16 protein-coding genes are annotated in these 24,743 nt (G+C 65.5%); 8 read left to right on the top strand and 8 right to left on the bottom strand.

The features are described 5' to 3' along the window. Nucleotides 1-30 precede the first annotated feature (30 nt). Nucleotides 31-543 (top strand): isoprenylcysteine carboxyl methyltransferase family protein, encoded by a 513-nt coding sequence (locus ACQR0U_RS28180; RefSeq protein ID WP_315828280.1) that lies wholly within the window; start codon nucleotides 31-33, stop codon nucleotides 541-543. A gap of 114 nt (nucleotides 544-657) precedes the next feature. Beyond that, nucleotides 658-999 carry an antibiotic biosynthesis monooxygenase family protein gene (locus ACQR0U_RS28175; protein WP_315753039.1) on the top strand — a complete coding sequence of 114 codons (342 nt, stop codon included), beginning with the start codon at nucleotides 658-660 and terminating at the stop codon, nucleotides 997-999. 206 nt (nucleotides 1,000-1,205) lie between these two features. Here ACQR0U_RS28175 and ACQR0U_RS28170 read toward each other — a convergent pair whose 3' ends face one another. Next, on the bottom strand, nucleotides 1,206-2,099 hold the full coding sequence (locus tag ACQR0U_RS28170; RefSeq protein WP_315716160.1) for a LysR family transcriptional regulator: 894 nt from the start codon (nucleotides 2,097-2,099) through the stop codon (nucleotides 1,206-1,208). A 261-nt stretch (nucleotides 2,100-2,360) separates the two neighbouring features. Here ACQR0U_RS28170 and ACQR0U_RS28165 point away from each other — a divergent pair, with 261 nt between their 5' ends. From ACQR0U_RS28165 to ACQR0U_RS28145, 5 genes are read left to right on the top strand one after another with little or no spacing between them, the layout of a single operon-like run. Beyond that, on the top strand, nucleotides 2,361-2,837 hold the full coding sequence (locus ACQR0U_RS28165; RefSeq protein WP_315753146.1) for a formate dehydrogenase subunit gamma: 477 nt from the start codon (nucleotides 2,361-2,363) through the stop codon (nucleotides 2,835-2,837). Then, nucleotides 2,834-4,390 carry a formate dehydrogenase beta subunit gene (locus tag ACQR0U_RS28160; protein WP_315753040.1) on the top strand — a complete coding sequence of 519 codons (1,557 nt, stop codon included), beginning with the start codon at nucleotides 2,834-2,836 and terminating at the stop codon, nucleotides 4,388-4,390. The genes ACQR0U_RS28165 and ACQR0U_RS28160 overlap by 4 nt, the downstream gene beginning before the upstream one ends. Nucleotides 4,391-4,415: 25 nt before the next feature. Then, a complete protein-coding gene (fdhF, locus tag ACQR0U_RS28155; RefSeq protein WP_315768112.1) occupies nucleotides 4,416-7,295 on the top strand; it encodes a formate dehydrogenase subunit alpha in 2,880 nt (959 codons plus the stop codon). 1 nt (nucleotide 7,296) lies between these two features. Continuing rightward, nucleotides 7,297-8,145, top strand: coding sequence for a formate dehydrogenase accessory sulfurtransferase FdhD (fdhD, locus tag ACQR0U_RS28150; protein WP_315768114.1), 849 nt, complete (start codon nucleotides 7,297-7,299; stop codon nucleotides 8,143-8,145). Beyond that, a complete protein-coding gene (locus ACQR0U_RS28145; RefSeq protein WP_315716156.1) occupies nucleotides 8,135-8,377 on the top strand; it encodes a formate dehydrogenase subunit delta in 243 nt (80 codons plus the stop codon). Before fdhD ends, ACQR0U_RS28145 begins: the two co-directional genes overlap by 11 nt. 33 nt (nucleotides 8,378-8,410) lie before the next feature. Here the strand turns inward: ACQR0U_RS28145 and ACQR0U_RS28140 are convergent, their stop codons facing one another. The 4 genes from ACQR0U_RS28140 to ACQR0U_RS28125 form a co-directional block, all read right to left on the bottom strand. Further along, nucleotides 8,411-11,368, bottom strand: a complete 2,958-nt coding sequence (locus ACQR0U_RS28140; RefSeq protein ID WP_434844039.1) for a bifunctional [glutamine synthetase] adenylyltransferase/[glutamine synthetase]-adenylyl-L-tyrosine phosphorylase — start codon at nucleotides 11,366-11,368, stop codon at nucleotides 8,411-8,413. Next, nucleotides 11,365-12,825 (bottom strand): sensor histidine kinase, encoded by a 1,461-nt coding sequence (locus ACQR0U_RS28135; RefSeq protein ID WP_316175916.1) that lies wholly within the window; start codon nucleotides 12,823-12,825, stop codon nucleotides 11,365-11,367. The genes ACQR0U_RS28140 and ACQR0U_RS28135 overlap by 4 nt, the downstream gene beginning before the upstream one ends. Beyond that, nucleotides 12,809-13,489, bottom strand: a complete 681-nt coding sequence (locus ACQR0U_RS28130; RefSeq protein ID WP_315716199.1) for a response regulator transcription factor — start codon at nucleotides 13,487-13,489, stop codon at nucleotides 12,809-12,811. Before ACQR0U_RS28130 ends, ACQR0U_RS28135 begins: the two co-directional genes overlap by 17 nt. A gap of 287 nt (nucleotides 13,490-13,776) precedes the next feature. Beyond that, nucleotides 13,777-15,360, bottom strand: a complete 1,584-nt coding sequence (locus tag ACQR0U_RS28125; protein WP_315828278.1) for a Do family serine endopeptidase — start codon at nucleotides 15,358-15,360, stop codon at nucleotides 13,777-13,779. A 1,427-nt stretch (nucleotides 15,361-16,787) separates the two neighbouring features. Between ACQR0U_RS28125 and ACQR0U_RS28120 the strand changes: the two genes are divergently transcribed. Then, nucleotides 16,788-19,922, top strand: coding sequence for an SIR2 family protein (locus ACQR0U_RS28120; RefSeq protein ID WP_434872345.1), 3,135 nt, complete (start codon nucleotides 16,788-16,790; stop codon nucleotides 19,920-19,922). An 86-nt stretch (nucleotides 19,923-20,008) separates the two neighbouring features. On the opposite strand, the gene ACQR0U_RS28115 is transcribed toward ACQR0U_RS28120, so the two are convergent. From ACQR0U_RS28115 to ACQR0U_RS28105, 3 genes are all read right to left on the bottom strand, one after another. Beyond that, nucleotides 20,009-22,012: a methyl-accepting chemotaxis protein gene (locus tag ACQR0U_RS28115; protein ID WP_434844037.1), complete on the bottom strand. Its 2,004-nt coding sequence runs from the start codon at nucleotides 22,010-22,012 to the stop codon at nucleotides 20,009-20,011. 569 nt (nucleotides 22,013-22,581) lie between these two features. After that, nucleotides 22,582-23,925 carry a methyl-accepting chemotaxis protein gene (locus ACQR0U_RS28110; RefSeq protein WP_316202803.1) on the bottom strand — a complete coding sequence of 448 codons (1,344 nt, stop codon included), beginning with the start codon at nucleotides 23,923-23,925 and terminating at the stop codon, nucleotides 22,582-22,584. Nucleotides 23,926-24,255: 330 nt separating this feature from the next. Continuing rightward, a complete protein-coding gene (locus ACQR0U_RS28105; RefSeq protein WP_316202802.1) occupies nucleotides 24,256-24,741 on the bottom strand; it encodes a cytochrome c-type biogenesis protein in 486 nt (161 codons plus the stop codon). Nucleotides 24,742-24,743 lie beyond the last annotated feature (2 nt).

Genomic DNA, 24,743 nt, shown 5'->3' with positions numbered 1-24,743 from the left:
GCAGTTGCTCCAAGATCTGGAGTACCGCGCGTGATCATTGCCTTCATCGTTGCCGCCTTCGCCTATCGCTTTGCCATGCTGGGCGTCTCGATCCGCAACGAAAAACGGCTGCGCGCCGACGGCGCAACCGAATACGGCGCATCCGTGTCGCGCTGGTTGGCCATCGCACATGTCGCTTTCTATCTCGCCGCGACGGCCGAGGGCCTCGTCCGGGATGCGCCGCTCGACGCCGTCAGCATCATCGGGTTCGTGATCTATCTGTTCGGCGCGGTGATGCTGCTTGTGGTGTCGCAATTGCTCGGCCGCCTCTGGACCGTCAAGCTGATGCTCGCGCGCGACCACGCGCTGGTGACCCATCCGCTGTTCCGGATCGTGCGCCACCCGAACTACTTCCTCAACATCCTGCCCGAGCTGATCGGCTACGCGCTGACCCTGCACGCCTATCTCACGCTCGTGGCCGGCCTGATCATCTATGCCGTGCCACTGACCTTGCGGATCCGGCAGGAGGAGAAGATCATGCGGGAGCAATTTGCGGCGTACTGAGCGGAGCTAGCCGCTCCGCGAGTTCGCCGCGCGGACCGCAACTTTCACCAAGTCCGACGCTCGACGCCCGTGCAAGGGTTCGGTGACCATCATCGTACCCAAGGGAGCATCGCGATGCTGAAGCGGATCTGGCACGGCTGGACCAGGGCGGCGGATGCCGATGCCTATGAGGACCTGCTGCGGTCAACGACCTTTCCAGGGATCATCGATCGGAAAATCGAGGGATTTCTGAGCATCGAGCTGCTGCGCAGGCCGCTCGAAGACGAGGTCGAATTCGTGACGATCATGACCTTCGCCGATCCGACGGCGGTGGTTCGCTTCGCGGGTCCGGCGCATGACACGGCGGTGGTGCCGCCCGCGGCGCGGAAGCTGCTCAGCCGCCATGACGGCCATGTCGCGCATTATGAGTTGAAGACCACGCGCCACGCGCAAGGTCAGGGTTCCGCGACCGCATGAGAGCCCGAAGTCTGCCGACGACGCCAGCGAGGTCGGTGACGACGCCGACCGTCGCCACGGAAGCAACCTGGATGGCGACGCTGCGCTCGCAATGACGAGAGGAGACCGTGTACGCCATCATGGCGAGCGCAGCGAAGCAAGCCTGGGCCATTGTTCACCGCCGGTGCTGAGGCGCTGGGCCAGCGGCAACTCCGCGGACGCGCGCCTCACGCCTGCAGGCTGGGCGCGACCTCGCGGGCGATCTGGACCAGCGCCGCGATCAGCGGGGTCATCGGGTCACGCTGCGGGATGACCAGGCCGATCTGGTAGTTGATGACGGGATCGACGATCGGGATCGAGCGCACCTTGTCGGCGAGGCCGAGCGTTTCGGCGAGCTTGGCCGGCATCACGCTGGCCCAGCGGCCGGTCTTGACATGGGTGTACAGCACCAGCAGCGAGTTCGACGTCAGCGTTGGCGTCACCTCGTTGCCGGCGGCCTTCAGAGCGCGGTCGATGATGCGGCGGTTCTGCATGTCCGGGGTCAGGAGGCACAGCGGCACCTGCCCGACCTCCTGCCAGGTCACCTGATCGCGATCGCCGAACATCGCGTCGGGCGCGGTCAGCAGCCGGTAGCTCTCGTTGTAGAGCGGGATGGTGCGGACACGGCCGATCGGCTCGTTCTCGATGTAGGTCAGCCCGGCATCGACCTCCAGGTTCTCCAGCAGCCCCAGCACGTCGGCCGACGTGCACGACATGATGCGGAACCGGACCTCCGGATGCTTGGCGCGGAACGGCGTCGTCAGCGACGCCACCATGCCGAGCACCGTCGGCACCGCCGCGATCCGGATCTCGCCCGATAGCTTGTCCTTGAGCCCGTTGATCTCCTGGCGCATCGCGCGGAAGTCGCCGACGATGCGGCGCGCCCAGTCGAGCGTGCGCTCACCCTCCGGCGTAAAGCCCTGGAACCTGGAACCGCGCTGCACCAGCATAACGCCGAGGATCTCCTCGAGCTGCTTGATGCTGGTCGACATCGTCGGCTGGGTCACGCCGCAGGCCTCGGCCGCTCGGCCGAAATGACGCTCCTTGGCCAGCGCCAGCAGCAGTTCGAGCTTGTCAATCAAGAGGTCGGCCTTCCAGCGGTTGAAGGGCCCAGTTCCGCACGTTTTCGGCGGTGCGGGCCACGGAGAAACCTATCACGGCGCGGCGGGCCCGGACACGGTAAAACGCGGCCGCAAGCCGGTCGCGCGAAGGCCTGTTTTTCGTCAACTTCTAGCTATCTCTCGATTGCGTTTCGCTATCGCAGCACGGGACTGCTTTATTGATATCTTGAGCAATTCCAATTTGGATGTGCGAAACGCTTGCAACGCAGAATCGGGATCAGGATGACGCCGGTGTACGAGACGTGGGACGCGGCGCGCGGCGCCGAAATCATCGCCCAACATAGCGGGATGGAGGGAGCAACCTTGCCCATCCTCCATGCGTTGCAGGAGACGTTCGGCCATGTGCCGGAGGATGCCATTCCGATGATCGCATCCGCTCTGAACCTCTCGCGCGCCGAGGTTTACGGCGTGTTCACGTTCTACCATGATTTCCGGGCCAAGAAGGCCGGTCGTCACGTGCTGAAGCTGTGCCGCGCCGAGGCCTGCCAGGCCGCCGGCGGCGATGCGCTCGCGGCGCGCGCCGAAGCGAAGCTCGGCATCTCCATCGGCAACACCACGGCCGATGAGCGCGTCACGCTCGAGCCGATCTACTGTCTCGGCCTGTGCGCAACCGCGCCGTCGGCCATGCTCGATGGCCGCCTGGTCGGCCGGCTCGACGAAGCCCGGATCGATGCTCTCGTCTCGGAGGCCCAGCGATGAGCGTGCGTCTTTTTGTCCCGTGTGATGCCGGCGCCCTCGCCGTCGGCGCCGATGAGGTTGCCCACGCGCTGCACAAGGCGGCGCTGGAGCGGAAGGTCGATATTGAAGTCGTACGCAACGGCTCGCGTGGGTTGTACTGGCTCGAGCCGCTGGTCGAACTGGAGACGGCGCAGGGCCGGTTCGGCTTCGGACCGGTGACGGCAGACGACGTGCCGTCCCTGCTCGATGCGATCGTCGCCGACAAGCCGCACAAGCTCTCGCTCGGCCTGACCGAGGAGATCCCGTGGCTGAAGCGGCAGACCCGCCTCACCTTCGCCCGCTGCGGCATCATCGATCCGCTGTCGCTCGACGACTACCGCGCCCATGGCGGCTACAAGGGCCTGACCCGCGCTCTGACGCTGACGCCCGATGCTGTGATCTCCGAGGTCACGACCTCGGGCCTGCGCGGCCGCGGCGGCGCAGGCTTCCCGACCGGCATCAAATGGAAGACGGTGGCGCAGACCGCGGCCGACCGCAAATACGTCATCTGCAACGCCGACGAGGGCGACAGCGGCACCTTCGCCGACCGCATGCTGATGGAAGGCGATCCCTTCGTCCTGATCGAAGGCATGACCATCTGCGGCATCGCGGTGGGCGCCACCAAGGGCTACATCTACACGCGCTCGGAATATCCGCACGCGATCGCGACCATGACCAAGGCGATCGACATCGCCAGGAAGGCCGGCCTGCTCGGCAGCAACGTCGCGGGCTCGAACTACAATTTCGAGCTGGAGGTGCGCACCGGCGCCGGCGCCTATGTCTGCGGCGAAGAGACCGCGCTGATGGAGAGCCTCGAGGGCAAGCGCGGCATCGTCCGCGCCAAGCCGCCGCTGCCCGCCCATCATGGCCTGTTCGGCAAGCCGACCGTCGTCAACAACCTGTTGTCGTTCGCCGCCATCCCCTTCATCCTCGACGAGGGCGCCAAGGCCTATGCCGATTTCGGCATGGGCCGCTCGCGCGGCACGATGCCGATCCAGATCGCCGGCAACGTCAAGTTCGGCGGCCTGTTCGAGACCGCGTTCGGCATCACGCTGGGCGAGCTGGTCGACGACATCGGCGGCGGCACCTTCACCGGCCGCCCGGTCCGTGCGGTGCAGGTCGGAGGCCCGCTCGGCGCCTACTTCCCCCGCGCCCTGTTCGACACGCCGTTCGACTACGAGGCGTTCGCCGCCAAGGACGGCCTGATCGGCCATGGCGGCATCGTCGTGTTCGACGACAGCGTCGACATGTCGAAGCAGGCCCGCTTCGCGATGGAGTTCTGCGCCATCGAATCCTGCGGCAAGTGCACGCCGTGCCGTATCGGCTCGACGCGCGGCGCCGAGACCATCGACAAGATCCGCCGCGGCGAGCGCGTCGCCGAGAACATCGCCCTGGTCGAAGACCTCTGCGGCACTATGAAGCTCGGATCGCTCTGTGCACTCGGCGGCTTCACGCCCTACCCTGTGCTCTCGGCGCTGAAGCACTTCCGCGAAGATTTCGGCCCCCAGCAGCCGCGCTTGCAGGCTGCGGAATAAGATATCGGGAACAAGGACACCGACCATGTCGCTCATCCACGAAACCGATTACGGCACACCGCTCTCCAAGTCCGAAAAGATGGTCACGCTCACCATCGACGGCCAGAGCATCACCGTTCCCGAGGGCACCTCGATCATGCGCGCGGCCATGGAGGCCGGAACGCAGATCCCGAAGCTGTGCGCGACCGACATGGTCGACGCGTTCGGCTCGTGTCGCCTCTGCCTCGTCGAGGTCGAAGGCCGCGCCGGCACCCCGGCCTCCTGCACCACGCCGGTGGCCGCGGGCCTCGTCGTCCACACCCAGACCGAGCGGCTGAAGAAGCTGCGCAAGGGCGTGATGGAGCTCTACATCTCCGACCATCCGCTCGACTGTCTGACCTGCGCTGCCAATGGCGATTGCGAGCTGCAGGACATGGCCGGCGCCGTCGGCCTGCGCGACGTGCGCTACGGCTATCAGGGCGACAACCACGTGTTCGCCGACGCCTGCGGCGAAGCCAATCCGGCCTGGCTGCCGAAGGACGAGTCGAACCCGTATTTCACCTACGATCCCTCCAAGTGCATCGTCTGCTCGCGCTGCGTCCGCGCCTGCGAGGAAGTGCAAGGCACGTTCGCGCTGACCATCTCCGGCCGCGGCTTCGACAGCCGGGTGTCGCCGGGCATGAGCGAGAGCTTCCTCGGTTCGGAATGCGTGTCGTGCGGCGCTTGCGTACAGGCCTGCCCGACCGCGACCCTGACCGAGAAGAGCGTGATCGAGATCGGCCAGCCGGAGCATTCGGCGGTCACCACCTGCGCCTATTGCGGCGTCGGCTGCGCCTTCAAGGCGGAGATGCGCGGCGAGGAAGTCGTGCGCATGGTGCCGTACAAGGATGGCAAGGCCAATCGCGGCCATTCCTGCGTCAAGGGCCGCTTCGCCTATGGCTATGCGACCCACAAGGAACGCATCCTCAAGCCGATGATCCGCGAGACCATCGACCAGCCCTGGCGCGAGGTCTCCTATGACGAGGCCTTCAAGTTCGCCGCCGACAAGCTGCGCGGCATCCAGGCCAAATACGGCCGCGACTCGATCGGCGGCATCACCTCGTCCCGCTGCACCAACGAAGAAACCTATCTGGTGCAGAAGCTGATCCGCGCCGGCTTCGGCAACAACAATGTCGACACCTGCGCCCGCGTCTGCCACTCGCCGACCGGCTACGGCCTTGCCACCACCTTCGGCACCTCCGCCGGCACGCAGGACTTCGACTCGGTCGAGGACAGCGACGTCATCATGGTGATCGGCGCCAACCCGACCGATGCGCATCCGGTGTTCGGCTCGCGCATGAAGAAGCGGCTGCGTCAGGGCGCCAAGCTGATCGTCGTCGATCCGCGCAAGATCGACCTCGTGAAGTCGGCGCACGTCAAGGCCGACTATCATCTGCCGCTGCTGCCCGGCACCAATGTCGCGATCCTGACTGCGCTGGCCCATGTGATCGTCACCGAAGGCCTCGTCAACGAGACCTTCGTGCGCGAGCGCTGCGACTGGAGCGAGTTCCAGGACTGGGCCGAGTTCGTCGCGCTGGAGAAGAACAGCCCCGAGGCGATCGCCAGCATTTCCGGCGTGGACCCGGAAGCGATCCGCGGCGCGGCCCGGCTCTACGCCAAGGGCGGCAACGGCGCGATCTACTACGGCCTCGGCGTGACCGAGCACAGCCAGGGCTCGACCACGGTGATCGCGATCGCCAACCTCGCGATGGCGACCGGCAATATCGGCCGCCGCGGCGTCGGCGTGAACCCGCTGCGCGGCCAGAACAACGTGCAGGGCTCGTGCGACATGGGCTCGTTCCCGCATGAGCTGCCGGGCTACCGCCACATCTCGGGCGACGCGGTGCGCGACCAGTTCGAGGCGATGTGGAACGTCAAGCTCAACCCTGAGCCGGGCCTGCGCATCCCGAACATGTTCGACTCCGCGATCGAAGGCACCTTCATGGGCCTCTACGTGCAGGGCGAGGACATCCTGCAGTCGGATCCCAACACCACGCATGTGGTGCAGGCGCTGTCGTCGATGGAATGCGTCATCGTGCAGGACCTGTTCCTGAACGAGACCGCCAACTACGCCCACGTGTTCCTGCCGGGCTCGACCTTCCTCGAGAAGGACGGCACCTTCACCAACGCCGAGCGCCGCATCCAGCGGGTGCGCAAGGTGATGACCCCGCTCAACGGCATGGCCGACTGGGAGGTGACGATCGGTCTCGCCAAGGCGATGGGCTTCGAGATGAAGTACAATCACCCGTCCGAGATCATGGACGAGATCGCGGCGCTGACGCCGACCTTCGCCGGCGTCTCCTATCAGAAGCTCGAGGAGATGGGATCGGTGCAGTGGCCCTGCAACGAGAAGAATCCCGAGGGTTCGCCGATCATGCATGTCGACGGCTTCGTCCGCGGCAAGGGCAAGTTCGTGGTCACGGAGTATGTCGCGACCGACGAGCGCACCGGCCCGCGCTTCCCGCTCCTGCTCACCACGGGGCGCATCCTGTCGCAGTACAATGTCGGCGCCCAGACGCGGCGCACCGAGAACGTGGTGTGGCATGGCGAGGACGTGCTGGAGATCCATCCGCACGATGCCGAGCAGCGCGGCATCCGCGACGGCGACTGGGTGCGGCTGACCAGCCGCGCCGGCGAGACCACGCTGCACGCGCTGATCTCCGAGCGCGTCGCCCCCGGCGTGGTCTACACCACCTTCCACCATCCGCTGACCCAGGCCAACGTCATCACCACGGACTATTCGGACTGGGCCACCAACTGTCCGGAGTACAAGGTCACGGCAGTGCAGGTGTCGCAGTCCAACGGACCGTCGGACTGGCAGAAAGCCTATGACGAGCAGGCCCGCAACTCGCGCCGCATCGCCCCGGTCGTGGAGGCAGCGGAGTAGCATGACCGATGCAGTGCGCATCGCGGATCGTCTGGTCTGGCGCGACGGAGCCCTCACCGAGGGCCACCGCCGCGTGCCGGAGGAGACCGCGGTCGCACTGACCTACAATGGCGGCACCCAGGCCGTCATGATGGCGACGCCGCAAGACCTCCGCGACTTCGCCATCGGCTTCAGCCTGAACGAAGGTCTCGTCACGAGCCGCGACGACATCATCTCGCTCGACGTCGTCGAGCTGGATGACGGCATCGAGCTCAGGATGTGGCTGCCCGACGCGCAGGCCGAACGCTTGGCCGAGCGCCGCCGCAACATCGCCGGCCCCACCGGCTGCGGCCTGTGCGGCATCGATTCGATCAGCGAAGCGGTGCGGCCGGCGGCGCATGTCCCGGACGGCCGGCGTTTCGCTCCGCGCGACGTCATGGCGGCGCTTGAGGCCATCGAGCCGCTGCAGAAGCTCAATCACGAGACCCGCGCGGTGCATGCCGCGGCGTTCTGGACTCCCGCGCGCGGCATCGTCGGCTTGCGCGAGGATGTCGGCCGCCACAACGCGCTCGACAAGCTCGCTGGCCACCTCGCGCAAACGCGCTGTGCGGCGAGCGAGGGCATCGTGATCCTGACGAGCCGCGTCTCGGTCGAACTGGTGCAGAAGGCTGCTGCCATGGGCGCACCCATCATGGTCGCGGTCTCCGCCCCGACCGCGCTCGCCATTCGCATGGCCGAGGCCGCCGGCATCACGCTGATTGCGGTGGCCCGCAACGACGGCTTCGAAATCTTCACCCATCCCGAACGGATCGTCGCGAGCGCCGAGACCGGCGCGCGATCAACACAGACGGACAACACCCATGTCGCATAACCCCTCCGAGCGCCTCGTCTACATGGCCAACCAGATCGGCAAGTTCTTCCAGAGCCAGGGGCAGGAGAAGGAGGTCGCCGGCGTCGCCGAGCACATCAAGAAGTTCTGGGATCCGCGCATGCTCAAGACGATCTATGCGCACCACGACGCCGGCGGCGCGGGCCTCGACCCGGCGGTGAAGGAAGCGATCGGCCGGCTGAAAGATGCCGCGGTCGCCAAGGAAAAGGCATAGGCGGCCGGCCGTCCTACCGCGCGGCTGGTCGGGTCATCCCTCCACGAGTGCGGTGAACACGCGCCGCACTTCGGTCTGCGTTTCGCGCAGCCGCGCCTCGAGCGCCGAGAAATCCGGCGCGTCGCCCGCCCGGGCCATCACCCGCAGCAGGTCCTCGCCGGCCTGATCCGGCTTGAACTTGTCGCTGACGCACAGCCGCACGATCTGCGTCAGATCGTGATACAGCCGCGCGGCCTGACGCAGGATCACGGCTTCAGCGCGCGGCAGCACGCCGAGCCGCTCGGCATTGTCGAGCACCGCAAGCGTGCTGACATCGAGAATCTCCGGCGTCGTCGCGGCATGGACGAGCTGCAGATATTGCGCGACGAAGTCGATGTCGACCATGCCGCCGGCGGCGTGCTTGAGGTCCCACAGATCGGCCTCGCCCTTCTCGGCCGCGATCGCGCGGCGCATGTCGGCGACGTCGCGCGCGATCGCGCTCCTGTCGCGCGGACGCTGCAGCGCGGCCTGGATGATCTCCTCAATCCGGGCCCGAAACGCCGGCGACGCCGAGATCACCCGTGCCCGCGTCAGCGCCATGTGCTCCCAGGTCCACGCCTCCTGCTCCTGGTAATGCGCAAAGGAGTCGATGTGCGAGGCCAGCGGGCCGGCGCGGCCCGACGGCCGCAGCCGCATGTCGATGTCGTAGAGCACGCCGTAATTGGTGCGCGAGGTGAAGGCCGAGATCAGCCGCTGGGTGAAGCGCGCGAAGTAGTGCGCGCCCTGCAGCGAGCGCTCGCCGTCGGAATCCGGCGCATCGCCGTCGAAGTCGTAGAGCAGGATCAGGTCGAGATCGGACGAAGCCGTCATTTCGCGCGCGCCGAGCCGCCCCATCGCGACGATCGCGGTCTCCTGGCCCTTGATGCGGCCGTGCTGGGCGGCGAAGCGCTCCGTCACGAGATCATGCACGGTGTGCACGATGCCCTCGGCGACGTCGGCGAAGGCGGTGCCGGCCTGCTGCGCCGACACCGTGCCGGAGAGGATGCGCGTGCCGATCAGGAACAGGCTCTCCTGGCCGAACAGCCTGAGACGATCGAGAAACTCCTCATAGGTCCCGGCATCCTTTAGCGTCGACGCCAGCCGCTCTGACAATTCGCGCCGGTCGGGGATCGCGCCGAAGAAGCGCGGATCGATCAGGCCGTCCATCAGCCGCGGCTGCCGCGCCAGCATGTCGCCGAGCCGGGGCGCCGCCCCGAGCACGAGCGCGACGAGCGCCACGAGATCGCGGTTCTGCCCGAGCAGGGTGATCAGGCGGCCGCCGAGTTGCAGCGCCTGCAGGAAGCGGTCGAAGGCCACGACGGCGCGATCCGGCTCGTCGGCATGCGCGAGGCCATCGATCAGCGCGGGCAGGAAATCGGTGAACGCGGTGCGCGTCGCATCCGTGCGGAACACGCGGTACTCGCCCGCCAGCCATTGCTGCAGGGTCTTGGCGACCATCACCGGATCGCGGAAGCCCAATCCGGCAAGATGCTCCATCAGGCGCGGCTCGTCGGGACCGGCGCCGTAATTCACCGCCGGCAGGCTGACGGTGCCGGTGGGATCGCCCTCGAACAGCCTGGCGTAATGTCCCTGCACGACGTCCAGATGGAACAGCAGATCGGTCGCGAACCGCTCGCGGCTGTCGTAGCCGAAGAAGCTTGCGAAGCGGCTCACGCCCTCGACATCGTCGGGCAGGCTGTGGATCTGCTCGTCCGCCATCATCTGCAGCCGGTGCTCGACCCTGCGCAGGAACTCATAAGCCGTGGTGAGTTCGTCGCGCGCCTGCTCCGTGATCCACTTGCTGGCGGTGAGCACGTCGAGCGCCTGCAAAGTCGGACGGACGCGCAGCTCGGGATGACGGCCGCCGGCGATCAACTGCTGGGTCTGGGCAAAGAACTCGATCTCGCGGATGCCGCCGCGCCCGACCTTGACGTTGTGGCCTTCGACCGCGATCTCGCTGTGGCCGCGATAGACCTGCATCTGCCGCTTCATGTCGTGGACGTCGGTCAGCGCCTGGAAGTCGAGATGCTTGCGCCATACGAACGGCGACAGCTCCGCCAGCATCGCCTCGCCCGCGACGACGTCGCCGGCACAGACCCGCGCCTTGATCATCGCGGCGCGTTCCCAGGTGCGGCCCTCGCGCTCGTAGTAATGCAGCGCTGCCTCGGTCGACATCGCCACCTGCGTCGAGGCCGGATCCGGCCGCAGCCGGAGATCGACGCGGAACACATAGCCGTCCGCGGTGCGGCTCTGCAGCAGCCGCGCCATCGCTTGCGTCACGCGGACGAAGAACGGCTGCGGCTCGATGTCGCGCGCCAGCGAGTTGATCTCGGGATCGAAAAACACGATCAGGTCGATGTCGCTCGAATAGTTGAGCTCGCCCGCCCCCATCTTGCCCATCGCGAGCACGAACAGGCCGCTGCCCTGCTCCGGATCGTCGGCATCGACGGGCGCGAGCCGGCCGCGCACCGTCTCCAGGCGCAGCAGATACCGCAGCGCCATCTGCACCGAGGACACCGCGACGTCGGTCAGCCCCGCCGTCACCTGCATCACCGGCCACACGCCGCCGATGTCGCACAGCGCGATCAAGAGCGCCGCCTCGGATTTCAGCCGCCGCAGCAGGCTCATCACCTCGGCTTCGCTGGAAGCGGCAAACACCTCGCGCCCGGTGCGGGCGATCAGCTCGGCGAGATGCGCCTGCGGCTCGCAGCGCAAGAGACGGTCGAGGCGATGGCCGTCGGCGCGGACGAGATCGAACAGATAGGGCGAGCACTCGGCAATCCCGAGCAGGATGGTTCGCGGCCAGCCGCCGGCGAGCAGCGCGTGGAGCGAGGCGGCCAAGGACGGCTCGAGCTCGGCGAGCCACTCGTGGAGGCGCTGTTCGGCTTTGTCGGGCGCACGGACATGCGGGCCGGCAACGAAACGTTCGGCCAGCGTCTGCCCGTCCGCGTTTCCCGGCGCGGATGAGATCATGCGGCCTTCTGTGGCACATCCTGCGCCGGCGCCGCAAGCTTCGCGGGCACGCCGGCACCAGCCGGCAGCACCAGCGTCGCGATCAGCCCCGGCCTGGCATCGCCGAGCCGGAGCTCGCCGCCATGCAGGGTCGCGACGGCGGACGCCAAGCTGAGACCGAGGCCGGAACCGGGCAAAGTGCGGCTCGCCTCCAGCCGCACGAAACGCTCGACGGCGCGCTTGCGCTCGGCCTCGGGAATGCCCTCGCCATGATCGGTCACGCTGAGCAGCACCTGTCCGCCCTCGCGCCGCGCCTCGATCAGGATTTCGCGGCTATCAGCGGCGGCGGCGGCATCGAGCGGCAGCGCCGCCGGCTTGCCGTATTTGATCGCGTTCTCGACGAGATTGGCGAGCGCCTGGCTGATCAGCTCGCGATTGCCATGCACCGGCGCGGCCGCGGCCTTGACCCGCAACGTCATCTCATTGTCCTCGGCCAGCGGCTCGTACAATTCGTGAATGCCACCGGCGACCTCGGCCGCATCGAACTCGACCATGTCGCCGCGCGCCTGCCCGGACTCCGCCCGCGCGATCATCAAGAGCGCGTTGAAGGTGCGGATCAGGCCGTCGGATTCCTCGATCGTGCGCTCCAGCGCGGCGCGATATTCGTCCTCGGAGCGCGACTTCGCCAGCGCCTCCTCGGCGCGGTTGCGCAACCGTGTCAGCGGCGTCTTGAGATCATGCGCGATGTTGTCGGAGACCTCCTTGAGGCCGGTCATCAGCGCCTCGATGCGCTCCAGCATCGCGTTGAGATTTTCCGCCAGGCGATCGAGCTCGTCGCCGCTGCGCCCGACCGGCAGACGGCCGGAGAGATCGCCATCCATAATCCGCCGCGTCGTGCCGGTCATGGCATCGATCCGGTGCAGCACGCGCCGCGCGACGAAGATGCCGCCGCCGATGCCGAGCACCACCACCACCAGCACCGACCATTGCGCCGCCTTGGCGACGATGCCGAACAGGCGGCGGCGCTCCTCGAGATCGCGGCCGATCAAAAGCCGAAAACCGCTGGAGAGCTGCGTGACATACACCAGCGCGCGATGGCTGTGCTCGGTGCTGTCGTCGAGCCGCCGGTAGAACGTCTCCGACCAGCCGGATGAGCCCATCACGCCCGGCGCCAGCGAGCCGACATTGCCGGCGATCGCCTGTCCGGTCGGCGTGGTGATGAGATAGAGATTGGCGCCCGGCCGCAGCGCGCGGCTCTCGATCGCGCCGACGATTCCGCGCAGGCCCCAGCGGGCGAAGATGTCGGTCATCTCGCTGATCTCGGAGGTGACCGTGGTCGAGATCTGCTCGGTGATGAGCCGGCGGGTGTTCCAGGCGAAATAGCCGAGCAGCGAGGCGGCGAACAGCGCAAACAACAGCAGATAGACCAGCGTCAGCCGGAACGCCGTGGTGCGGATCAGCTTACCGAAGGCCGTCACGGATCATGTACCCCGCGCCGCGGATGGTGTGGAGCAGCGGGCGGTCGAACCCCTTGTCGATCTTGGAGCGCAGCCGCGAGATGTGGACGTCGATCACGTTGGTCTGCGGATCGAAATGATAATCCCAGACGTTCTCCAGGAGCATCGTGCGCGTCACCACCTGCCCCGCATGTTTCATGAGATATTCGAGCAGGCGGAACTCGCGCGGCTGCAGGGTCAGCTCGTCCTTGCCGCGCGCAACCCGGTGCGACAGCCGGTCGAGCTCGAGATCGCCGACCTTGTAGGTGGTCTCCTCGGCCGGGCCGCCGTGGCGGCGCGACAGCACCTCGACGCGGGCGAGCAGCTCGGCGAAGGCATAGGGCTTCGGCAGATAATCGTCGCCGCCGGCGCGCAGGCCCTTGATGCGGTCATCGACCTGGCCGAGCGCCGACAGAATGAGCACGGGCGTCCGGTTGCCCTTGTCGCGCAGCGCGCCGATCAGCGACAGGCCGTCGCGCTTGGGCAGCATGCGGTCGACCACCAGCACGTCGTAATCCCCGCTGTCGGCCATGGCGAGCCCCTCCTCGCCGTCGCTGGCGAGGTCTGCGACATGTCCGACCTCGCGGAACGCCTTGACCAGATAGTCGGCGGACTCGCGGTCGTCTTCGATGATCAGGAGGCGCATTGCGGAAACGGGGGCGGCGGTCACGGTTCGATGTCCATCTACATGGACCGGCCGCCGTTTCCGTGCAAGGCGGCATGGGCCCGGGGTTGATCGGCAGCAAAGTGGGCGGTGAGGCTGGGGGACCTCACCGCCCGAGTTCCTTCCGACGGAGGGGGGCGTTGTCCAACGGAAGGTTTGCGGGAGCGGAACTTTAAGCCCGCCCCCAGGAAGAGCCACCGGCGCGGGGGCACATGCCGGCGGTCTCCCATCTCGTAAGGGCCTTATCTCGTAAGGGCCTTGGCCCTCGCTCAGCCCTTGGCCAGCGGCACCGCGACGAAGCGCGACTGCCCGCCGCTCTTCACACGCATCAGCACGCTGTTCTTGTTGTCGGCCTTGGCGGCGTTGATCGCTTCGCGCACGTCACCGGCCGAGGTCACCGACTTGCCCGCGACCTCCAGGATGACGTCGCCTTCCTTGAAGCCGCGATCGGCGGCCGCGCTCTTCGGATCGACCTCGGTGACGACGACGCCGTCCTTGCCGGCGCCGGCGACGCTCGACGCGGGCGCCACGGTCATGCCGAGCTTCGGCACGTCGGCGCCGCGGGTCGGGCTCGCATTGTCGCCGCCGGTGTCGGCCTTGGCCTCGATCGTGTTCGGCAGCTTGCCGAGCGTCAGGTTGATGGTCTTGTCCTCGCCCTTGTGCAGGACGTTGAGCTTGACCGAGGCGCCCGGCGCGATGCCGCCGATGGTGCGGGCGAGCTCACGCGCGTCCTTCACCGGCTCGCCGTTGACCGCGGTGATGACGTCGCCGGACTGGATGCCCGCCTTCGCCGCCGGGCCGTTGGCCTGGGGCTCGGCGACCAGCGCGCCCTCGGCCTTCTTCATGCCGAGGCTGTCGGCGATGTCCTGCGTCACCGGTTGGATCTGCACGCCGATCCAGCCGCGGCTGACCGAGCCGTTGTCCTTGAGCTGCGCCACCACGCTCTTCACCGTCGAGGCGGGGATCGAGAACGCGATGCCGACGCTGCCGCCGGAGGGCGAGTAGATCGCGGTGTTGACGCCGACGACATTGCCGTCGACATCGAACGCCGGACCGCCGGAATTGCCCTTGTTCACGGGCGCGTCGATCTGGATGAAATCGTCATACGGGCCGTTGCCGATGTCGCGGCCCACCGCCGAGACGATGCCGGCCGTCACCGTGCCGCCGAGGCCGAACGGGTTGCCGACCGCCAGCACCCAGTCGCCGATCCGCGGCTTGCCGTCGGCGAGCTTGGCGAACGGGAAGTTCGTGCTGCCCTCGACCTTGATCAGCGCCAGATCCGTGCGCGGGTCGGTGCCGATCACCTTGGCGCTGTAGGTCTTGCCGTCGTCGGTCGTCACCTCGACCTTGTTGGCGCCGTCGACCACGTGGTTGTTGGTCACGGCATAGCCGTCGGCGGAGATGAAGAAGCCGGAGCCCTGCCCGGTCACGGCGCGACCGCCACCGCGGCCGCCGCGACCCGGCATGCCGGGAATGCCGTTCTCACCGCCGAAGCGGCGGAAGAAGCGCTCCATCGGCGAGCCCGGCTGGAACGGCGTATCGTCGTCGCTGTCGTCCTTGGCGACCTTCTCGGCGATGTTGACCTTGACCGAAATCACCGACGGCTTCACCCGCTCCACGATGTCGGCAAAGCCGACCGGGCGCGCGACCTTGCTGACCTCGTTGGCGACCTGCGCATGGGCCGAGGTCGAGAACAGGTCGAGCGGCGCCCCCTGCGGCGACAGGCCATAGGCGGCGACGCCGAGGCCCGCGACGACGGAGGCCATCAGCGCGAACTTGCGCGCCGAGAACAGCCCGCGCCGGGGCTGGCGATAGGACGGAAGGGAGGACAGGTCGGTCGGACGGTCAGTCATACGGTTTTCTCCGCAAGCGATTTTGGTCAAGGTCTAAAACTTGGGTCCCGGGCTGTGCGCCCCGTTCGCCAGTGAAGATGGGGGCTGCCGCCTTACGGCGTGCTGGCTGCGGCGTTAAACTTCTGTAATGGATGGACACGAACACTGCGGCGGAATGGCGCAGATGGTGGAGCGAGGCGGAAAAGCCTTGCGAGACCAGGGGCTTGCCCACGTCCCGGCCGCCCCGTAGCGGCCATCATTTCGGCCGGTCCGACCAAAGTTGTACCCCCGTAGGGCGGGTTAGCCGCAGGCGTAACCCGCGCCTTTCCAACGACCCCCGATATCCAGCCGCCGCACATCCGCCCGCACGGGAGCCAGCCCCCGGCGGATTACGCTTTCGCTCATCCGCCTACCGGTCCCGACTGCGTCGACGACCGGCCGTCGCCCATGAGCGAAGCCACATGCGGGGATCCCCGACGCCGTCAACTGTCGCGCACGCTCCTGCCCCAATCTCCGTCATTGCGAGCGCAGCGAAGCAATCCAGGGTGGTGGGCGGGACTCTGGATTGCTTCGCTGCGCTCGCAATGACGCGGAGAGATCTCGATCCACACGATCAAACAGCACTTGGAGAACATAACCGAGAGACGAGCCCCATCATCCTCGCGACGCATCTCGCGCCCGAGCTATGCCCTTGAATTCGCACCCTCGCATCGAGGGCACAGGGAAGGCCGGGCGCTGGCCGCGCCCGTGGCCCGCCTGCTCAAAAAAATGCAGGCGGCAGGTACCACAGGTCTGGCCGAACACACCCGGCCCTCCCTGTGCGATGGTTTTAACATTTATACGTGCTCTCCCCGGGGACCGGCTCATTGACCCCGTCGCCGGCGGATCATCACCACCGGCTTGGCCTCAGCACCGGGAGGCCAGGACCACACGATTTCACGTCCGCAGTCCGCCGTTCGTCGGCGAGGCCAAAGCCCCGCTGCGGCCGCCCGCGTCCATCGCATTCCATCCCGACGTCCGTGACGATCGCGATACGCCCCCTCGGCGGAACGGAACGGCCGGAAGATACGGGTGATTTGGGGGAAGCGGCAAATGATTTATGTTTTTCGGAATGGATTGACGGGATTTCGGAAGGCGGGGTGATTTGGGCGACGGGCAGTTGGTGTGAGCTCCCGTCAATTCATCACTCATAAGACTGTTTAGGACCCTTTGCAAAAGACCTTTGGGGGTCCAGCGATTCCACTTTGCACTTGTCTCGATGGTTGATAAGTGGATGGACCTCTACCGGGCAGACACGCTACTCCATCCTCGTCACGCGCGTGCGAGCGTAGCGGCTCTGCTTGCGCCATCTGAGGTCAAAAACACGGGCGCATATTGCTGACACGCCTAGACCTTCGGGATGCTGCTACCGTTGATCGATTGAAGAAATAATTGAATCGGGAGGTACAATGGAACTTGCAAAAGAGCTCGTGGAAGCTGTCGTAGAAGGCAGAGCAGTGCTGTTCCTTGGAGCGGGAGCGTCTCGGGGAGCAAGAGACGAGAAGGGATATGAAATTCCGACCGGAGCCGGACTGGCGAATCTAATCGTAACTCGTTTTCTTGGCGAAGAATATGCGGGCTCGGAATTTCGGATTGCGTATGATCTCGCCGCTTCAACGCGGGACGTACTCACTGTCCAGAAGTATGTGTTTGACGTCTTAAGCCCATTCCAGCCGGCTGACTTTCATCTTCTCATTCCCACACTGCCTTGGGCGGGCATTCTTACGACGAACTATGACCTTATCATCGAGCGGGCATATGCAAAAACGTCTCGTCCGCTTCAAAAGCTCGTGCCGCACGTAAAAGACGACGACGGAGCTGTCGATAGAATTGATCACAAATCTCTCCTTTACGTTAAGATGCACGGATGCATTACTCGCCACTATGAGCTGAAGCCACCACTGATCGCTAGTACAGAGCAGCTGATTACATTCAGAGAAGGGCGACATGGACAGTTCGACACCTTCATGGAATGGGCAAAAACAAAGACGCTCATTTTCGCAGGATACTCGTTCATGGACAGCAATTTGCGCCTGCTGTTCAATGAAATAATCAGAGAAGGCGACAATCGTCCGCGGCATTATATTGTGAATTTTGGCCTTAAGCCCGCTGAAGAAGGTTATTGGCGGGATCGCCGGGTTATCGCGATTAGCGGTGCTTTTGAAGATTTCCTTCGCAGCCTAAATGACGCGATTCCAGCAGGCGCCCGCGCAATAGGCGTTCTCGCACGAAGCATGCTTGGCGACACATCCTTCACGCGCTTCATTACTGTCCCAGGGCGAGACGTTTCTTCCGCGCTAAAGGCATACCTAGGAAGCCTTGCTGACCACGTTGCGCGCGAGATGCCGACCGAGCCAGACACTCCAGCGAAGTTCTACAAGGGCTTCGGTCTAGGCTGGTACGCCATCCAGCAAGAACTTGATGTAGGCCGATCACTGTGTAGTGAAATACTAAGAGACAAGTTGATCCAGAATCCAGTGGCCGAACGTGCGCGGATAATCGTGCTTAAGGGGCACGCCGGGTCCGGAAAGTCGGTCGCACTGCGACGAATGGCTTGGGATTTGGCAGATCAGCACGGTAAACTCTGCTTCTTTATCCGTCGGCAAGGATTGATTGACATCGAAAAATTCGAAGAAATTTTCTCACTTACGAATGTACCAATCTACATCTTTATCGACAACGCGGCCGAACATAAGAACAAAATTCTTGAACTTATTAGCCTGGTTTCTCGACTGCGGGCATCCGTACAGATCGTGTGCGCCGAAAGCTTTGTATTGTGGAACGCGGTTTGCGAAGATCTAGAGAGATACGTGGGCGACGAATATGAAATGCGCTATCTGTCGGAAGCTGAGATTGAACAGCTTCTACAGAAATTGGGCCTACACGACAGTCTTGGCTATCTGGCGCAGTTACCTCTCGATAAGCGAAAGGAAGAGTTGCGTTTTGTTCATGGGCGCCAATTGCTCGTGGCTCTACTAGAAGCCACTCACGGTGCACCATTGGTCGATATATTGACCGAGGAGTATTATTCAATTCCTTCGAAAGAAGCCCGGCTTCTCTACCTGGACATCTGCTCCCTACATCGGTTTGGCCCCCCTGTCCGTGCGGGGCTGATTTCTCGAATCCATGACATTACTTTCGATCAGTTCAGAGAGAGAATGTTCAAACCTTTAGAGCAGGTAATTCGGCTTCGACAAGACGCAAGATCGGGTGACTACGTCTACGAGAGCAGGCACTCTCACATAGCGCACGAGCTTTACAACTCGATACTGAAGACTCAGGACGAGCGATTCGAGAATCTCACGCGCATAATCGGGAAACTTAACCCATCCTACTCATACGATTTGGAGGTTCTAGCCTACCTCGTGCGCGCTGAAGCCGTTCGCTCCGCGATCAATGACGTGCGTAAAGGAGTTCAGGTTTATGAACTGGCGGTTCAGTCAGCTGGCAGGCGCGTCGTCATACTTCACCAATGGGGCGTATTCCAGATGGGTTCCGCGAGCAACCAGACCGAATTGGATCGCGCCGAGACGCTGCTCAACGAAGCTTTGGAGGGCGAGCATTACAATAAGTCGATCAAGCACTCGCTTGCGGAGCTTGCTTGGCGCCGATCTCGTATTGCGACTAACCCCCTTGAGCGAGAAGCTTGGCGGAGGGAAGCAGCAAGCCGGGCATCTGCTCTCACCTCTGGCGAATCAAGCCCGTATCCGCACCATACGCTATTGAAAGTCGCCATTGATTCCGTGAGGGATGCAATGTCTGTAGCTGAGAATGAGGGGACAGAGGCTGCAATGATCCAGCTTGGCGACTTGATCAACCGGGCTGAGGACGTACTTCGCGCCGGCCTCCAAAGATTCCCGAACGATCCTGCACTTTTGGGCGAGGAAGGCGAGCTTTCCAATGTTCTTTCGCAGGCTCAACGCGCCGAAGCCGCCTTCGAGCGTGCATTTCAGCAGAACCAGAAAAGCACTCTGCTTGCCCGCAGGCTGGCTCGAATAAAGCTGTCGAAGGAGGATTATTCGTCAGCTTTGACCGTGTTGCGCAGCTGCCTTGAAGCAAATCCATCAAGTCGAGAACTGCATTTTGAAATCGCGCGAGCAATGTTGGCGAGTCAGCCAACTGCCGACCAAACCCATGGAGACGAAATCGCGTACCATCTTCGGCGAGCTTTCTCGCCAGGGGACAAGAACTATGCGGCACAGTTCCTTTATGCCCGGCAGCTCTGTGTTTCAGGCCGATACGACGAGGCTAAGCCACTTTTCGCTGTGCTTGCTGAATCGCGCGCCTCGTATGCCGACAAGAATGGCACGCGTGAGGTTCTGCGCGATGAGCAGGGCCAGCCGAAGCGGCTGAGCGGAACTATCACGTTCGTACGGCCGACATTTGGCTTCGTGCAAAGTGAGGCGCCAAAGATGAGTGTCTTTGTGCCATTGGAGCTGGATGAGGTCGACAGAGATTTCTTTGAGGTTGGCTTTCCGGTCACGTTCGAACTCTGGTTCAACATGCGGGGCCCAGTCGCCGCCAACCTAAAGCTGTTGAGCTAGGGCAGGCGAGGTCAACGATGGCGGATTACGCTGCGCTAATCCGCCCTACTCGTCACGGGTCGGGGCAGCACTGGTATTCCGCCGCATCATGCCGCCTGCAGCGAGCTGAGGAATCTGCTCACCTCGCGCTTCAACCTTCCGCTCTCCGCCGACAGCGACCTTGCCGCCGCCAGCACCTGCGACGACGCAGAGCCCGTCTCCGACGCCCCTCGCTGCACGTCGTCGATGTTGCGCGACACGCGCTGGGTGCCGTTGGCGGCGTGCTGGACGTTGCGGGAGATCTCTTGCGTCGCGGCGCCCTGCTCTTCGACGGCGGCGGAGACGGCCGCTGCGATCTCCGACAGGCGGCCGATGGTGCTGCCGATCTCCTTGATCGAGCCGACCGACTCCTCGGTGGCGGCCTGGATGCCGGAGACCTGCTGGGCGATCTCGCCGGTGGCTTTCGCCGTCTGCTCGGCCAGCGCCTTGACCTCGGCGGCGACCACCGCGAAGCCGCGGCCGGCCTCGCCGGCGCGCGCCGCCTCGATGGTGGCGTTGAGCGCCAAGAGGTTGGTCTGGCCGGCGATGCTCGAGATCAGCTCGAGCACGTCGCCGATGCGGGTGGCGGCCTTCGACAGGGTGCCGACGCGCTCATTGGTGCGGTTGGCCTGCGCCACCGCCTCGCCGGCGATGCGCGCGGATTCCTGCACCTGGCGGGAGATCTCGCTGACCGAGGACGACAGCTCCTCGGCGGCGGAGGCCACCGTCTGCACGTTGGACGAGGCCTCCTGCGAGGCGGCGGCGACCTCGGTCGACAAATCCTGGCCGCGCGCGGCGGTGCTGGTGAGCGTCCCGGCGGAGGCTTCGAGCTCGCTCGAGGCGTGCGACACCGCATCGACGATCTCGCCGACGGCCTGCTCGAACTGGCGGGCGAGCTTCGCCATGTCGTCCCGGCGCTGCTGCTCCTGCCGCGCTTCGGCGTCGGCATGCTCGGCGCGCAGACGCTCGGTCTCGGCCATGTTGTCCTTGAACACCTGGATCGCCGTCGCCATGGCGCCGATCTCGTCACGGGCGCCGCGGCCGGGAATTTCGACGGCGACGTCGCCGCTCGCGAGCCGCCCCATCGCCCGCGTCATCGACGCCAGCGGGCCGACGATGCTGCGCGCGATCAGGACCGCGACGAGGCAGCCGAACAGGATGGCGGCGGCGCCGACCAGCATCTGCAGCGAGATGGTGCTGTCGATGGCGCCCTCGGCGCGCGCGCGAGAAGCGTGATAGTCGGCATTCACGCCCGTTTCGGCAGCCTTGAGCGTGTCGATGCTCCGGGCGATCAGCGGCTCGATCGCGTTGGCGTAGATGTCCTCAGACTTCAGCGCGGCGGCGGCGGTGGCCTCGAACGCGGTCTTGTTCAGCTCCAGCGAGGCCTTCACCGGCGCGATCGCGGCCAGCACGCCCGCCGGCGGCGACGCGCCCTCCAGCGTGGCGAGCCGCTGCTCGACATTGTCGACGCCGGCGCGGAAGGCGGAGGCGGACTTGGTGTCGCGCAATGCCAGGAAGCGCCAGGTCGCGATGCGGACGAGCTGCAGGCGGGCGTCGATGTCGGCGACCGCGGTCATGACCTCCGGTTCTTTCGAGATGCGCGCCGCGATCGACAGCTTGGCGGCCTTGGCGGCGAGGTCCTCGCCGCCCGGCAGCAGCGCGGCGCGGCCGCTCTTCACCTGCTTGACGGCCTCGCTGAGCGCGGCGCGCTGGGCCTGCATCTGCGCGATCTCGCCGGTGAGATCGCCATAGAGCTTGCGCTGCTCCGCCGACAGCCAACCGGCGGTGGCCGCCTGCAGCAGCGCGGTCGCCGCCGCCTCGCGCTCGGCGGCCTCCTTGAGCGCCGGCTCGTTGGCGTCGTGGATGTAGCGCAGGTTGGCGCGCTGGATCGCCTGCAAATGGTTGGAGATCTGCAGGATGCGCGAGGTTGCGTCCGACAGCGCCGACATGCTCGCGACCTGGTCGCGCACGGCCCACAGGTTCCACACCGCCACGGCCGCCATCACAGCGCCGGCGACGATGAGCGCCGCAAAGCCGGCGTAGAGACGCCCCCTGATCTTCAAGCTCATCATGTCCTCGTCCGCTCCCCCAAGAGCGGCAGGCGGGCGAACTGACGTCGCTACGCGCCTGCCCCGCAGCATCGGCCGCCTGTCCGGCGACTCATAGCTGTGCTGTATGCACGATGGGGGATATTTACTAATAGCGGGTTAGAGGGCCGCGGCTCGCAGCTGCCGGTGTGACGCGAGCGGCCTCCACCAACTCCGATGTCGTCCCTGCGAACGCAGGGACCCATACTCCGCGGCGGTTGTCGTGAAACAAGACTGGTCCGACATCCCGCACAACAGCATCTCCCTGTGGCTATGGGTCCCTGCGTTCGCAGGGACGACAGCGGAGGGCTGGGCGACGGCTTCGCGTCATGGCGGGGACGACGCTCTCGCCGCCGTCATTCCGGGGCGCGCGTGAGCGCGAGCCCGGAATCCATAGCCACGACTCGCAGTTGGTGGAGCAATACGCCGAAACGGCCCGTCGCCACCACAACCGCTCGTGGTTATGGATTCCGGGCTCATTCGCGTGCCGCGAATGCCCCGGAATGACGGCGGAGATGATGGCTGGCTGTTGTCGTGCGGCGCTAGCCGCCCGATCAGCTTGCCTTCACGCTCACGATGAACGCATCCACCTCGCGCTTCAGCGTCTCGGCCTGTTGCGACAGCTCGCCGGCGGCGTCGCGGGCCTCAGAGGCGAGGCGGCCGGTTTCGGCTGAGGTGGAGCTGATCTGGGCGATGTGGTTGGAGACGTCGAGGGTGCCGCGGGCGGCTTCCTGGACGCTCCGGGAGATGTCCTGGGTGGCGTTGCGCTGCTGCGAGGTGTCGACCTCGATGCCGGACATGATGGCGCTGATCTCGCTGAGCGTGGTCGAGATGCCGTCGATGGCGCCGCGGGTCTCGGCGGTGATGCCCTGGATGCTGGCGACGTGGGCGGAGATCTCGTCGGTCGCCTTGCTGGTCTGGTTGGCGAGGTTCTTCACCTCCGACGCGACGACCGAAAAGCCTCGGCCGGCCTCGCCGGCGCGGGCGGCCTCGATGGTGGCGTTCAGCGCCAGCAAATTGGTCTGCGAGGCGATCGCCTGCACGAGCTGGACCACGGCCCCGATCTTCTCGGCGGCGTCCGACAGCGCGTGGATGGTGTTCTTGCTCTTCTCGGCCTGCGAGGCCGCGCCCTCGGCGCGCTGGGTGGCGTCGGAGACGCGGCGGCTGATGGTGCCGATCGAGCTCGTCATCTCCTCGGTCGAGCCGGCCACGGTCTGGACGCTGCGATTGGCGTGGTTGGCGGCGGCCTCGACCGCATTCGCCTTGGCCGAGGTGTCGTTGGCGGCGCGCGACAGGGTCTCGGCATTGCTCTTCAGCCGGATGGCCGAGGACGCCACGCTGCTGACGACGCTGGCGACGAGGTCGTTGAAGGAATGGATGCGGCCGTCGAGAAAGCGCGAGCGCTCGCCCTGGCGCTGCGCCTCCTGCAGCTCGCGCGCGGTAAGGCGCTGGCGCTCGATGCCGTTGGTCTTGAACACCTCGAGCGCGCCGGCGAGCTGGCCGATCTCGTTGCTGAGGCCGAGGCCGGGAATCGACGTGTCGTATTTCTGGTCGGCGACGTCGCGCATGGCCGAGACCATCGCGGCGAGCGGGCGCAGGATGCCGTTCTGCACGGCGGCATAGGTCATCAGGCAGACGGCGCTGGCCAACACGGCGATGGCCGCGCAGGCCATCAGGAAGTAGGAGAACGCCGACTGCGCCTGCTGATAGATCAGCATCGCATGATCACGGGCGGGACCGCTGAGATTGGCGAAGTCCGACGACAGGCTGGTGATCTGGTTGTTGAGATAGAGCACCGCGATGAAGCCGGTGCCGCCGCCGATCGCCAACAGCATGAGGAGAGAGGCGACGACGCCTCCCACGAGGAAGCGGATCGTCAGATTGCTGTTGGAGAACATCGGCTTTGCCCGGGTACGTCAGACGGAATGTCAACGCACACTTCCAGACAAAGGTAAAATAAGCTGAAAGCGCGGGTAGGTGCGGAGCACGGGAAAGCACGGGGGTTTTGCGGATCGACGGCGCGTTCTCATTTGCTGCGCACGCTTCTTACTCGCGACAGCCGGCCTTCGCACCACGCGCGCTTTCAGCCCGCCTCTCTCCGTCGTCATGGCCGGGCTTGACCCGGCCATCCACGTCGTCCGGCACTCTGGGATCCACGTGGATGCCCGGGTCAAGCCCGGGCATGACGGAGTAACTAACTGGCAGGTGATCGTGGCGTTAGCGGATCATCACGTCGCCGGCGGCTGCTCGGCCGCCATCAGAGCGGCGAGGCGCGCCTCCTCCTCGGCCGTCAGCTTCGGCGTGCCCTCCGGGCCGCGCTGGCCGCGGCGGCGGACCTGCCACCACAGCGCCAGGCCACCGCCGAGCAGCAGCATCGGCGGCAGCAGCCACAGCAGGAGGGTCTGGCGCTCGAAGCGCGGCTTCAGCAGCACGAACTGGCCGTAGCGCGCGACCAGGAAGTCCAGCACTTGATTATCACTATCACCGGCGGCAAGACGCTCGCGCACCAGCAGGCGCAGGTCGCGCGCCAGCGGCGCATCGGAATCGTCGATCGACTGATTCTGGCAGACCATGCAGCGCAGCTCGCGCGACAGCGCGCGGGCGCGCTGCTCCTTGGCGGTGTCCGACATCACCTCGTCGGGCTGCACGGCATGCGCCACTGGCGAGCTCAACAGCAGCAGCGCGAGCGCGAGGAAGCCGAGACTGCGTCGCATCC

Origin of the sequence: Bradyrhizobium sp. HKCCYLRH3097, from assembly GCF_051167875.1 — a bacterium.
In the GTDB taxonomy this organism is placed as follows: Bacteria; Pseudomonadota; Alphaproteobacteria; order Rhizobiales; family Xanthobacteraceae; genus Bradyrhizobium.
The sequence above is the reverse complement of the archived record's forward strand: the minus strand, read 5'-3'. Positions and strand labels throughout refer to the sequence as shown.